This window comes from Burkholderia cepacia, from assembly GCF_029962485.1.
Classification (GTDB): Bacteria; Pseudomonadota; Gammaproteobacteria; order Burkholderiales; family Burkholderiaceae; genus Burkholderia.
This window is the reverse complement of record NZ_CP073637.1, coordinates 1,532,647-1,544,527: the sequence shown is the minus strand read 5'-3', so window position 1 is coordinate 1,544,527 and position 11,881 is coordinate 1,532,647. Positions and strand designations below refer to the sequence as shown.

Here is an 11,881-nt window from a genome sequence, read left to right as displayed (position 1 = left end):
GCGCCTACCCCGGCCACGCAGCACGTGCGCGGCGTCCGGATATCGGCCGGTGAGCCGTCGTTCGCCGTTCGCGCCACCTGCGCAAACCGGCGACCCCGGTTAGATATCTCAAAAACGGGGTACGGACGAACCGGCGATTTCATCATAGTAGTATGAAATTCGCCAAGAAATTGCGCGGACTACAGCCCTTTCTTCGAATAATCCTTCCTGTCGCGCATTCTGACGCCTAATCGGCGCCCGCGATGCCGGCCACCGGCTCGGCAAAATCGTCCGCCGGCACACGTGGCGACGGCAGCTCCGACAGCGCCGGTTGAACCAGCATCCGCTGCAGCTGGCCACGCACGCGCTCCCACGCAGTCGCTGCGTAGTCGGGCTGGCCCGCCGCCCACGCCTGCGCCAGATCGAACACGCGCTCGATCGTCGCACCGCAGTAGGTCGGGCCCGAGCCGTCGTCCTGTGCGGCTTCGCGTAGCCGTTCGTCAAGCCACTCGGCCAGCCACGGCATGTCGGCCGCAGCCGAATCCGCGTAGGCCTCCAGCGCGGCACGCGCGTGGCGATCCTGTTGCGGATCGAGCTCGATCCGGCTCAATTCCGACGCGCGCGCGGGCGCAATGCATTGCGCTCCGGACGGACTTCGAAGGGTCCCTGGTCTGAAGGACATGTCCTCTCCCCGTTGTACGACGGTAGCGTCAGGCATGGCCCCCGTGCCCGCCTTGCGACGTACCGTGGCCGGCGCGTCCGCTGGGAGCGGACGACCGGCCGGGTCAGTATACGCAGCCCGTCACGCAGTGAGGTTTAAGAATTGTCAGAGAGGCCCGTCCGGCGCGCGGCGCGGCAGACGATACGGGCCGTCAGCGGCGGCGCATCAGAAACACGAAGGTCTTGTCCTGCGTCGTCGATTCGACGATCTCGTTACCCGTCTGCTTCGCGAACGCGGCGAAATCGCGCTGCGAGCCCGGGTCGGTCGCAAGCACCTTGAGGATCTGCCCGCTTTCCATATCGGCGAGCGCTTTCTTGGCGCGCAGGATCGGCAACGGGCAATTGAGCCCGCGCGCATCCACTTCCTTGTGAATCTGCATCGGCTTTCGACCTTCGAATGACGCGCCACATGCGGCGCGGGAGGAAGCCGCGATTTTACCGCAGCGCCGCCGTGCCTGCCCGGGCAGCCCGTGGCGCGGCGTGCGCGGGTGCCGGGCTCACGCGCCGGAGAAGCCGCCCGCGAGCCGCTCGCGCAGGTGCCGCACGAGCGCGCGCACCGCGCTCGGCACGACCGGGCTGTACGGGCGGATCGCGAAAATGTGATCGCCGAACGCGCCCGACGGCCGCCAGCCGTCGAGCAACGCAACGAGCCGGCCGGCGTCGAGATCGCGCCGCGCGCTGAAATCCGGCAGCAGCGCGATGCCGAGCCCGCCGAGCGCGGCCTCGCGCATCGCCTCGCTGTTGTTCGCCGCGAAACTCCCGCGCACGGGCACGCTCACGCGCTCGCGCCGCCGGCCGTGCGGCTCGAAGCTCCAGGCGGCCGGCTCGTTGTCGCGCAGGTAGCACAGGCAGCTGTGATCGACGAGTTCGTTCGGGTGACGCGGCGCGCCACGTGCATCGAGGTAGTCGCGGCTCGCGACCAGCAGCGAGCGCGTGTCGCACAGCTTCCATGCGACGTGGGTCTGCGGTGCGGTGGTCGTATGACGAATCGCGAGGTCGAACCCCTCCTGCGTCAGCGAATGCAGCCGGTCGGACAGGTCCAGCTCGATCTGCACGCCCGGATGCTGCCGCAGGAAATCGGGCAGGTGCGGCACGACCTGCTGGCGGCCGAGCGCGACCGGCACCGTCAGGCGCAGCAGGCCGCGCGGCTCGCCGGCCAGATCCTTCACGCGCGCGAAGTGCTGCCCGATCGACTCGAACGCGTCGCGCGTGCTGTCGACGAGCGTCTGGCCCGCATCGGTGAGCCGCACGCTGCGCGTCGTGCGGCGCACGAGCGGCACGCCGGCCGCCTTTTCGAGATCGGCGATGCGCTGGCTCATCGCGGCCTTGCTGATGCCGAGCCGCTGCGCGGCAGCCGTGAAACTGCCCGCCGCGGCCAGCACCGTCAGCGAATGGATATGCGGCCAGAGCGCCTGGACATTTTGCTGATTCATCCGCTGATTATTCAGAATTCTGAACAGTGAATCAAGTTTCGCGGTCTTCTCGCGATTTGCCGGTGTGCATAGACTAGTCCCGGTCCACCCTCACCTCATCCCCAGGAGACACGATGAATCCGGTTCCCGCTTATACGTCCGACGCCGACGTCGGCCACTATGTCGACGGCGCGCCCGTTGCCGGCCGCAGCGGCCGCTTCCAGGACGTCCTCAATCCGGCGCTCGGCCGCGCGGTGCGCCGCGTCGCACTCGCCGACGACAGCGAAGTGCAGCAGGCCGTCGCCTCCGCCCACGCCGCACTCCCGGCCTGGGCCGCGACGCCGCCGATCCGCCGCGCGCGCGTGCTGCACCGCTTCCTGCAGTTGATGAACGAACACCGTGACACGCTCGCGGCGATCATCACGGCCGAGCACGGCAAGGTGTTCTCCGACGCACAGGGCGAAGTCGCGCGCGGCATCGACATCATCGAATTCGCATGCGGCGTGCCGCAGCTCCTGAAGGGCGATTTCACCGACCAGGTCAGCACCGGCATCGACAACTGGACGATGCGCCAGCCGCTCGGCGTCGTCGTGGGCATCACGCCGTTCAACTTCCCGTGCATGGTGCCGTGCTGGATGTTCCCGGTCGCGATCGCGACGGGCAACACGTTCGTGCTGAAGCCGAGCGAGCGCGACCCGTCGGCCGCGCTGTTCATCGCCGACCTGCTCACGCAGGCCGGGCTGCCGGCCGGCGTGTTCAACGTCGTGCAGGGCGACAAGGGCGCGGTCGACGCGCTGCTCGACCACCCCGACGTGCAGGCCGTCAGCTTCGTCGGCTCGACGCCGATCGCGGCCTACGTGCAGCAGCGCGCCGTGCAGTCCGGCAAGCGCGTGCAGGCACTCGGCGGCGCGAAGAACCATCTGGTCGTGATGCCCGATGCGAACATCGAGCAGGCCGTCGACGCGCTGATCGGCGCCGCGTACGGCTCGGCCGGCGAACGCTGCATGGCGATCAGCGTCGCGGTGCTGGTCGGCGACGTCGCGGACCAGATCGTGCCGCTGGTGGCCGAGCGCGCACGCACGCTGGTGATCGGCGACGGTATGTCGCCGGAAGTCGAGATGGGCCCGATCGTCACCGGCGAAGCGCTCAAGCGCATCGAAGGCTACATCGAGCAAGGCGTGAACGAAGGCGCGAAACTGGTGGTCGACGGCCGCGGGCTGCGCGTGCCGGGCCGCGAAGCAGGCTTCTTCACCGGCGGCACGCTGTTCGATCACGTGACGCCCGACATGCGGATCTACCAGGAAGAAATCTTCGGGCCCGTGCTCGGCTGCGTGCGCGTGAAGGATTTCGGCGAAGCGGTCGACCTGATCAACGCACACGAGTTCGGCAACGGCGTGTCGTGTTTCACGAGCGACGGCGGCATCGCGCGCGAATTCGCGCGGCGCATCCAGGTCGGCATGGTCGGCATCAACGTGCCGATCCCGGTGCCGATGGCATGGCACGGCTTCGGCGGCTGGAAGAAGAGCCTGTTCGGCGACATGCACGCGTACGGCGAGGAAGGCGTGCGCTTCTACACGCGCCAGAAGTCGGTGATGCAGCGCTGGTCGTCGAGCATCGGCAAGGGTGCCGAATTCGCGATGCCGACCGCGAAGTAAGCCAGCCGGCGTGCCGCCCGCCGATCGAGGTCGCGGGCGGCTCGCCGGCAGTCAAGGTCAACCGGCTTTCGAGCCGTGCGCGCCGTCGGCGGTCGGCAGGTACGACAGCTCGAGCCGGTACGCGAGCGCGACGAACAGGCTCTGCGCAAGGCCCATCGTGGCCGTCAGCGCGCGAAAGCCGAATGTCTCGCTGTCCTGCACCATCAGCGTCACCTCGGCCTCCCGCGCGAGCGGGCTCATCCGGCTGTCGGTGATCGCGATCACGCGCGCGCCGCGCTGCACGGCCTGCTGCGCGACCTGCACGGTTTCCTCCGCATACGGCATGAACGAGATCACGATCATCACGTCGCCCTCGCGCACCGAGCGGATCTGCCCGAGATGCATGCTGCCGAGCGCGCTGAACAGCCCGATGCGCTTGTCGGTGTGCTGCAGCGCATAGTCGAGATACACGGCGATCGGAAACGCGCGCCGCGAGCCGGCGATCCAGATCGCCTGCGTGTCGGCGAGCAGGTCGACGGCCTGCGCGAGCGCCTGCGAATCGAGCGTCTGCCGCAGCTGCTGCATGCCGGCAATGCTGCCCTTGATGAACTCGTCGGCGATCTGTTCGGGCTGCAGGCTCGACGAACCCGCTTCGATCACGTCGCGCAGCCGCAAATTGTATGCACGCCCCGGCGCGATCTGCTGCGCGAGCCCTTCGCGGAACAGCCGCTGCATCTCGGAGAAACCGGAGAAGCCGAAGTGCTTCGCAAAGCGCACGACGGCCGACGGCTGGACGCCGCATGCCTCCGCGAGCGACTGGATGCCTTCCAGGCCAAGCTGGTCCCGATGCGTTTCCACGTGGCGCGCAATCACCTTCAGGCGATTGCTGAGGCCGTCGTATTCCTGCGTCAGATTCTGCAGGAACTGCTCGACGGTGGCGGGAGGTTTCTCGGATGAACTCATCGGATAGCGCGAAGTTGACGGCCCCGACGCGCGCGCGATGCTGGCGGACGCGGCCCGGAGCTCACCTGGGTACATGCATGAAGGGCGAATTTAATCACGTTTGCGGCACGGCTCGCGCCGCACGCTCGCTCCCACGCGCTCGATCATCACTTGCACTCGCTCCACGGCAAGACTGGAAGCGATTGTCCAACGCTCTCGCGGCGTCGTAAAGATTAGGGCGTGTACCGAGGCCGACTGTCGGTGCGCAACATGACGTTCCCCGCGCAGCCGGCCTGCCCTGCTCAGCGATAGTCGACCCAGACGCTGCCCGCGTCGGCGGAGCGCACGCAGTTCTCCACCCATCGCACGCCCTCCACGCCCGCGTGAACGTCCGGATAACGGATCTGCTTCAACGCGTCGGCATCGCCGCGATCGGCCGCATCCATCGCGAGCGCGAAGCGCGCATAGAGATTCGACCAGGCCTCGAACAACCCTTCCGGATGACCGGCGCCGATGCGGTCCTCGCGCAGCGCCTGCGGATGCAGGTAGCCCATCCCGCGATCGAGCACCTGCGCGGGCTGCCCCTGCACTTCGTAGCGCAACTGGTTCGGATGCTCGTCCCACCATTCGATGCTCGCCTTCGAGCCGATCACGCGCACCTTCTGGCTGTGCATCGAACCGGCGTTCACCGCGCTCGACCACACATAGCCGACCGCACCGGTGTCGTATTCCATGATCGTGAACGCATTGTCCTCGAGCGGTGCGCGGCTCTTCACGAAGCTCTGCCGCGAACACATCAGCCGCTTGATCTTCAGCTCCGGCACCATCACCTCGGAGATGTACAGCGGATGCGTGCCGATGTCGCCGAGCACGTAGCTCGGGCCCGCGAATTTCGGGTCGACGCGCCAGCGCGCGGCCGCGCTCGCGGCCTCGACGCCCTCGCTGTGGAAGCCGTGCGCGAACTGCATCTGCACGATGCGGATCTCGCCGAGATCGCCGCGCGCGATCATCTCGCGCGCCTGCTCGATCATCTGGTGTCCGGAATAGCCATACGCGACGCCGACGATCCGGTTCTTCTCGACCGACAGGCGCTGCAGCGCCTCGGCCTCCTCGGTCGTGAAGCACAGCGGCTTCTCGCAGACCACGTGCAGCCCCGCGCTCAGCGCGGCGCGGCAGATCTCGAAGTGCGTGTTGTTCGGCGTCGCGATCGACACCGCGCGGATCCCGTCCGGGCGGCGCGCCTCGGCGTCGAACATCGTCGCGTAGTCGGGATAGCAGCGCTCGGCCGCGACGCCGAGCTTCACGCCGAACTGGCGGCCGCGTTCGGGATCGATGTCGAATGCGCCGGCGACGAGCTGGAAGCTGCCGTCGCGCATCGCGGCCGACCGATGGCTGTAGCCGATCTGGCTGCCGAGCCCGCCGCCGACCATGCCCCAGCGAATTGAATGTCCAAGCAGAATCTGTCCGTCAATCATGATGGTGGTGTTCCTGGTGCGGGTTCAGAGGTCATGCAAAGCCGGCCGACGCGAGAAACGCGCGGCTGGCTGCGACGTCGCGCAGGCTCGTGCCGGCATTGCGCGGGTCGCGCTCCTGTTCGATCGTGATGTACCCGGCGTAGCCGATGTCGTCGAGCGCGCGGCGGATCGACCGGTAGTCGAGCACGCCGGTGCCGATCGGGCACATCACGCCGCGCGCGCAGGCGGCGAAGAACGCGATGTGCTCGCCCATCACCGCGTCGTACACGGCCGCGTCGATATCCTTGAAGTGCACGTAGTCGAGACGCGATGCATGGCGGCGCAGCCAGGTTTCCGGGTCCATGCCCGAGTAATGCAGGTGGCCGGTGTCGAGACAGAGGCCGGCCGTGTCGGCCGGAATATCGGCAACGATCCGGTCGATCTCGTCCGCGAACTCGACGTAGCCGCCCGCATGCGGATGGATCACCGCGCGCACGCCGAATTCGTCGCGTGCGATCGTCGCGATCTGCCGGACGTGCTCGACCATCCGGGCCCAGCTTTCATCGGACAGCCGCGGCGCGCGATCGGCATGGCCGGCCGCGTAGTCGCGTTCCTCGTGCCCCCAGTCCATCACGACCAGGTACGGCGCCGCGTAGCGCTGGCCGGCCTGCGTCGGCAGTTTCGGCAGCCGTGTGATCAGCGCGCAGATGTCGCGCGTCTGGCGCAGCAGGTTCGGCAGGTTCTCCGGCGACACGAGGTTGTCGAAGATCGTGCCGGCGGTGATGCTCAGGCGCTGCCGCTCGAGCTCCGCGCTCACCACGTCGAGTTCGAGCGGGATGTAGCCGTACGGCCCGAGCTCGATGCCCGAGTAGCCGGCCTGCGCGGCCTCGGCAAGCACGTGCCGCCACGGCGGCAGGTGCGGGTTGTTCACGTCGTCGACGCCCCAGCAGCACGGGGCGCAACCAATTTTCATCGTCATGTCGGTCAATCCGGCAAGCGGCGCATGGCCTTGGATCAGCCGCGATAGAACGCGGGACGGTCGGCCATCGCGATCGGCTCGACCGCGCCGCTCTTCTGCGCCTTCACGCAGGCGTCGGCCGCGACCGCCGCCGCGTAGCCGTCCCATGCGGACGGCCCGGTCAGCGCGCCCTGCCGCACGCCGTCGATGAACGCCTGCAGCTCGACGTCGTACGACGCGATGAAACGCTCCTTCCAGTCGGTCATGATCTCGACCGACTGTCGCGCCGCATGCTTGAGCCCGACGGCCGGCGGATCGGGCAGCGTCGCGATGCCCTGCTCGCCGACGACCTCGCACTGGATGTCATAGCCGTACTGGCAGTTCACGAAGATCTCGACATCGATGCGCACGCCGCTCGCGGTTTCCAGCAGCACGATCTGCGGATCGGCGAGATGCGTGGACGCATGGCGCGTCTTCTTCGGATAGACGACCTGCGTGCTCGTGTAGTCCTCGCCGAGCAGCCAGCGCAGCACGTCGAGTTCATGGATCAGCGTATCGGTGATCGCCATGTCGGTCGTGTAGCGCTCGCCGACCGACTGGTTGCGGTGCGCGCAATGCAGCATCAGCGGCGCGCCGATCTCGCCGCTGTCGATCACGCGCTTCAGCGCGCGATAGCCTTCGTCGTACGGCCGCATGAAGCCGACCTGCACGAGCCGCTTGCCGTGCGCGACTTCCGCTTCGACGATCCGCATGCAGCCGTCGGCCGTCACCGCGAGCGGCTTCTCGCAGAACACGGGCTTGCCGTGCGCGATCGCGTCGAGCACGAACGCTTCGTGCGTCGGCCCCCACGACGTGACGAGCACGGCCTGCACGTCGGCGGCCGCGACCACTTCGTGGCCGTCGGCGTAGATCTCGGCATCGAGTTCGTACTTCGTCACCGCGTCGCGCGCCTGCTGCGGATCGATGTCGTTGACGGCCACGACGCGTGCGCCGGACAGCGTACGGGTCAGTCTGCGGATATGGTCCTGGCCGATCGCGCCGCAGCCGATCACGCCGATTTGCAAGGTCATCTACGAGTCTCCAGTCGTTCATCAACGGCGCGGCCCGTGCCGCGCCGGTCAGCAATCGGTCAGCGCGCGGTGCGATCGAAATGACGATCGACGTAGCGCTGGATCGTCTCGCGCATGTAGCGCGACGACGCTTCCGCGCGGTCCTCCCACGCGAACACGCACGACGACATCACGCCGTCGAAGCCTGCCGCGCCGAGCGCACGGAAAAACATGTCCCAGTCGATCTCGCCCTGCCCGATGTCGAGATGCTGGTGCACGCGGATCTGGGTCGAGCCGGGCGGGTTCACGATGTAGCGCAGCTGGCTGCTCTTGCGGTGGTCGAAGGTGTCGGCCACGCGCACGTGCGCGAGGATCGGCGCGGCTTGCGCGATCATCGCGGCCATGTCGTCGCCGTAGTAGAACGTGTGCGGCGCGATATACGACAGCTTCAGCGACGGCGAAGCGAGATTCGTGACGATGTCGATCGCCGGTTGCAACTGCTCGATCCAGTCCTCCGGATGCGGCTCGACCGACAGCACGATGCGTTCGCGCTCGAGGATCGGCAGCAACTCGTCCATCGACCGGAACCACGCAGCCTCGCACAGCTCCTTCGGGTTCGCGCCGGGCCGCTCGCCGACCGAACGCTCGGGCGACGCGCCGCGCCCGAACTCCGACACCATCAGCGCGCACTCCATCTCGACCGCCACCTCGATCGCCTTCTTCCAGCAACGCACGGCCCATTGACGCTCGTCCTCGAACGGGCTCGCCCAGCGATACATCGGCTGCAGCGACGCGAGACCGACGCCGCTCGCGCGCATCGCCTGCCGGAACGCGGCCATGCGCTCGCGCGTCGCGCGCGGCATCACCCACCAGTCGAGAAAATCGCTGCGCGGCGACAGCTCGATCTGGTCGTAACCGAGTTCAGCCACCGCGTGCGGCAACCGGTCCAGCGGCAGGTGGCGAATCATGTAAGGGTCCAGCGCGATCTTCATCAGGCTTCCTTCGCGAATGCGGTTACCGGCACGACGCGGGCGTTCAGCGACGCGTCTTCTTGTTGCGGTACTGGTCGGCGATCACGGCCGCGACGATGATCGCGCCCTTCACCATCTCCTGGTAATACGCGTCGATGCGGATGAACGTGAAGCCCGACGTCATCACGCCGAGGATCAGCACGCCGATCACGGTGCCCGTCACGCGGCCGAGGCCGCCCGACAGCGACGTGCCGCCGATCACGACGGCCGCGATCGCATCGAGCTCGTACATCACGCCCATGCCCGACTGGCCGGAGATCGCACGCGCGGCCGTCACGGTGCCTGCAATCCCGCTCAGCAGCCCCGCGATCGCATAGACGAAGATCAGGTGGCGCGTGACGTTGATGCCCGACACGACAGCCGCGTGGCGGTTAGCACCGATCGCATAGGTGTACTTGCCGAAGCGGGTGTAGCGCAGCACGACGTGGAAGATCGCGGCGATCACGAGGAAGATGATCACCGGATTCGCCCCCGCGCCGATGGCCGCGAACGGGTCGGTCAGCATCGACACCGGCATCCCGTTGGTGAACCACTTCGCGAAGCCGCGCGCGGCGACCATCGTGCCGAGCGTCGCGATGAACGGCGGGATGCCCGTCATCGCGATCAGCGTGCCGTTCAGCAGGCCGACCAGCAGCCCGACGCACACGCCGGCCAGCACGGGCCAGATGATCGGCAGGTCGGTCAGGTGCGGAAACACCGCGCGCGGGAAGTCCGACACCTGCGCGAGACTCGCCGATACGACGGCCGCGGCCGCGACGACCGACCCCGACGACAGGTCGATCCCGCTGGTGATGATCACGAGGTTCACGCCGACCGCGATGATGCCGATCACGGCCATCTGCAGCACGATGATCTCGAGCCGCTCGGCATTGAACAGGAAGCTCTGGCCGACGACGATCCAGCCGACGATCTCGAAGAACAGGCTGATGCCGACCAGCACGAGGAAGATGCTCAGCTCGGGCGGCCACTTCGTGTGCCGCGACTTGAGTGTCATGGTCTGCGCATCCGCGACCGGGTTCAGGTTGCCCATTTCTTTGTCTCCAATCTTGATTCGGCTCAGCGCGACGCGAGATCCATGATGCGGACCTGGTCGGCGTCCTTGCGATCGACGATGCCGGTCATGCGCCCTTCGTGCATCACCATCACGCGATCGCTCATCCCCAGCACTTCCGGCATTTCCGACGAGATCATCAGCACCGCGACGCCCTTGCCGGCCAGCGCGCTGACGAGCCGGTGAATCTCGGCCTTCGCGCCGACGTCGATGCCGCGCGTCGGTTCGTCGAGGATCAGGATGCGCGGCTGCGTGAGGAGCCACCGGCCGATCAGCACCTTCTGCTGGTTGCCGCCCGACAGGTTCTGGATTTCCTCGTGCAGCCCCGGCGACTTCACGCGCAGCGTCCGGCTCATTTCCTCGCAGTCGCGCTTCAGCTGCGCCTGCTGCACGAAGTTGAACTTCACGTAGCGGTTGCGGAGCACCGCCGCTTCCATGTTCGCGAGCAGGTCGAGATTCAGGAAGCAGCCGGTGTCCTTGCGATCCTCGGTGAGGAAGGCCATCCCGTGCTTCATCGCCTGCGCCGGCGTCGCGATCCGCACCGGCTTGCCGTCGATGCGGATCTCGCCCGACGTGGCCGGCACGACGCCGAACAGCGCCTCCGCGACGTTCGAGCGTCCCGAGCCGACGAGGCCCGCGACGCCGAGGATTTCTCCGGCGCGCAACTCGAAGCTCACGTCGCGGAACACACCGTCGACGCCGAGATCCTTCACCGACAGCACGACGTCGCCGATCGGCACTTCTTCCTTCGGAAACATCTGCGTGATCTCGCGCCCGACCATCATGCGGATGATGTCGTCGCGCGTGACGTCGCTCGATGCATGCGTGCCGATGTACTTGCCGTCGCGGAACACCGAGAACTCATCGGCGATCTCGAACAGCTCGTTCATCTTGTGCGTGATGTAGACGATGCCCTTGCCCTGCTCGCGCAGCTGGCGAATGATCCGGAACAGGTGCGTGACTTCCTTGTCGGTCAGCGCGGAGGTCGGCTCGTCCATGATCAGCACGTCGGAGTCGAACGACACGGCCTTCGCGATCTCGACCATCTGGCGGCTCGCGACCGTCAGCGTGCGCACGTCGGTTTCCGGATCGATGTCGATCGACAGCCGCTCGAACAGCGCGGCCGTCTGGCGGCGCAGCGCCGCGTGATCGATCAGGCCGAAGCGGTTCTTCGGTTCGCGGCGGATCCAGATGTTCTCCGCGACCGTCATGTACGGCATCAGGTTGAGTTCCTGGTGGATCATCGCGATCCCGCGGTCGAGCGCGTCGAGCGGACCGTTCAGCACGACCGGTTCGCCGTTGATCAGGATTTCGCCCTGGTCGGGCGTGTAGACGCCCGCGATGATCTTCATCAGCGTCGACTTGCCGGCGCCGTTCTCGCCCATCAGCGCATGAACGGTGCCGCGGCGCACGCGGAACTGCACGCCGTCGAGCGCGACGACGCCGGGAAAGGACTTGCCGACGCCGCGCACCTCGAGCACGCAGTCGGCGGCGGGAGAAGCCGGCGCGGCCGACGATCCGCCGGATGAAGCGGCCGGTGCATCGCCGCCGGCCATCGGGCGCGCGACCCTGGCTGTAAACATGGACGTTCCTCGACAAAGCGCGCGCGAACCCGGCAATGCCGGGCCCGCGCAGTTCAACGGACCGCCGG

The 11,881-nt window shown here is 67.4% G+C and carries 11 protein-coding genes; 1 reads left to right on the top strand and 10 read right to left on the bottom strand.

All coding sequences use genetic code 11. From position 1 onward, the window contains the following. Positions 1–226 precede the first annotated feature (226 nt). The 3 genes from KEC55_RS07160 to KEC55_RS07150 form a co-directional block, all read right to left on the bottom strand. Complete coding sequence (locus KEC55_RS07160; RefSeq protein ID WP_282507320.1) at positions 227–661, bottom strand: peptidase; 435 nt, start codon at positions 659–661, stop codon at positions 227–229. Positions 662–851: 190 nt separating this feature from the next. Beyond that, positions 852–1,079 (bottom strand): sulfurtransferase TusA family protein, encoded by a 228-nt coding sequence (locus KEC55_RS07155; RefSeq protein ID WP_006402122.1) that lies wholly within the window; start codon positions 1,077–1,079, stop codon positions 852–854. A gap of 117 nt (positions 1,080–1,196) precedes the next feature. Further along, positions 1,197–2,132, bottom strand: coding sequence for a LysR family transcriptional regulator (locus tag KEC55_RS07150; protein ID WP_282507319.1), 936 nt, complete (start codon positions 2,130–2,132; stop codon positions 1,197–1,199). Between the two features lie 113 nt (positions 2,133–2,245). On the opposite strand from KEC55_RS07150, the gene KEC55_RS07145 reads away from it, so the two are divergent. Next, positions 2,246–3,766 carry a CoA-acylating methylmalonate-semialdehyde dehydrogenase gene (locus KEC55_RS07145; RefSeq protein WP_282507318.1) on the top strand — a complete coding sequence of 507 codons (1,521 nt, stop codon included), beginning with the start codon at positions 2,246–2,248 and terminating at the stop codon, positions 3,764–3,766. A gap of 57 nt (positions 3,767–3,823) precedes the next feature. Here the strand turns inward: KEC55_RS07145 and KEC55_RS07140 are convergent, their stop codons facing one another. From KEC55_RS07140 to KEC55_RS07110, 7 genes are all read right to left on the bottom strand, one after another. Beyond that, on the bottom strand, positions 3,824–4,708 hold the full coding sequence (locus KEC55_RS07140; RefSeq protein WP_282507317.1) for a MurR/RpiR family transcriptional regulator: 885 nt from the start codon (positions 4,706–4,708) through the stop codon (positions 3,824–3,826). 281 nt (positions 4,709–4,989) lie between these two features. Next, complete coding sequence (locus KEC55_RS07135; protein ID WP_282507316.1) at positions 4,990–6,162, bottom strand: Gfo/Idh/MocA family protein; 1,173 nt, start codon at positions 6,160–6,162, stop codon at positions 4,990–4,992. 31 nt (positions 6,163–6,193) lie between these two features. Next, positions 6,194–7,120 (bottom strand): TIM barrel protein, encoded by a 927-nt coding sequence (locus tag KEC55_RS07130; RefSeq protein WP_282507315.1) that lies wholly within the window; start codon positions 7,118–7,120, stop codon positions 6,194–6,196. A 35-nt stretch (positions 7,121–7,155) separates the two neighbouring features. Next, positions 7,156–8,169, bottom strand: a complete 1,014-nt coding sequence (locus KEC55_RS07125; protein ID WP_282507314.1) for a Gfo/Idh/MocA family protein — start codon at positions 8,167–8,169, stop codon at positions 7,156–7,158. 59 nt (positions 8,170–8,228) lie between these two features. Beyond that, a complete protein-coding gene (locus KEC55_RS07120) occupies positions 8,229–9,140 on the bottom strand; it encodes a sugar phosphate isomerase/epimerase family protein (protein WP_282507313.1) in 912 nt (303 codons plus the stop codon). Positions 9,141–9,183: 43 nt separating this feature from the next. Next, positions 9,184–10,209, bottom strand: coding sequence for an ABC transporter permease (locus tag KEC55_RS07115; RefSeq protein WP_059234792.1), 1,026 nt, complete (start codon positions 10,207–10,209; stop codon positions 9,184–9,186). Positions 10,210–10,235: 26 nt separating this feature from the next. Continuing rightward, positions 10,236–11,813 carry a sugar ABC transporter ATP-binding protein gene (locus KEC55_RS07110; RefSeq protein ID WP_282507312.1) on the bottom strand — a complete coding sequence of 526 codons (1,578 nt, stop codon included), beginning with the start codon at positions 11,811–11,813 and terminating at the stop codon, positions 10,236–10,238. Positions 11,814–11,881: the final 68 nt, after the last annotated feature.

Excerpts from the sequence above, each read along its gene's own strand:
- KEC55_RS07160 (WP_282507320.1), bottom strand. The coding sequence starts at position 661 with ATGTCCTTCAGACCAGGGACCCTTCGAAGTCCGTCCGGAGCGCAATGC.
- KEC55_RS07155 (WP_006402122.1), bottom strand. The coding sequence starts at position 1,079 with ATGCAGATTCACAAGGAAGTGGATGCGCGCGGGCTCAATTGCCCGTTG.
- KEC55_RS07150 (WP_282507319.1), bottom strand. The coding sequence starts at position 2,132 with ATGAATCAGCAAAATGTCCAGGCGCTCTGGCCGCATATCCATTCGCTG.
- KEC55_RS07145 (WP_282507318.1), top strand. The coding sequence starts at position 2,246 with ATGAATCCGGTTCCCGCTTATACGTCCGACGCCGACGTCGGCCACTAT.
- KEC55_RS07140 (WP_282507317.1), bottom strand. The coding sequence starts at position 4,708 with ATGAGTTCATCCGAGAAACCTCCCGCCACCGTCGAGCAGTTCCTGCAG.
- KEC55_RS07135 (WP_282507316.1), bottom strand. The coding sequence starts at position 6,162 with ATGATTGACGGACAGATTCTGCTTGGACATTCAATTCGCTGGGGCATG.
- KEC55_RS07130 (WP_282507315.1), bottom strand. The coding sequence starts at position 7,120 with ATGACGATGAAAATTGGTTGCGCCCCGTGCTGCTGGGGCGTCGACGAC.
- KEC55_RS07125 (WP_282507314.1), bottom strand. The coding sequence starts at position 8,169 with ATGACCTTGCAAATCGGCGTGATCGGCTGCGGCGCGATCGGCCAGGAC.
- KEC55_RS07120 (WP_282507313.1), bottom strand. The coding sequence starts at position 9,140 with ATGAAGATCGCGCTGGACCCTTACATGATTCGCCACCTGCCGCTGGAC.
- KEC55_RS07115 (WP_059234792.1), bottom strand. The coding sequence starts at position 10,209 with ATGGGCAACCTGAACCCGGTCGCGGATGCGCAGACCATGACACTCAAG.
- KEC55_RS07110 (WP_282507312.1), bottom strand. The coding sequence starts at position 11,813 with ATGTTTACAGCCAGGGTCGCGCGCCCGATGGCCGGCGGCGATGCACCG.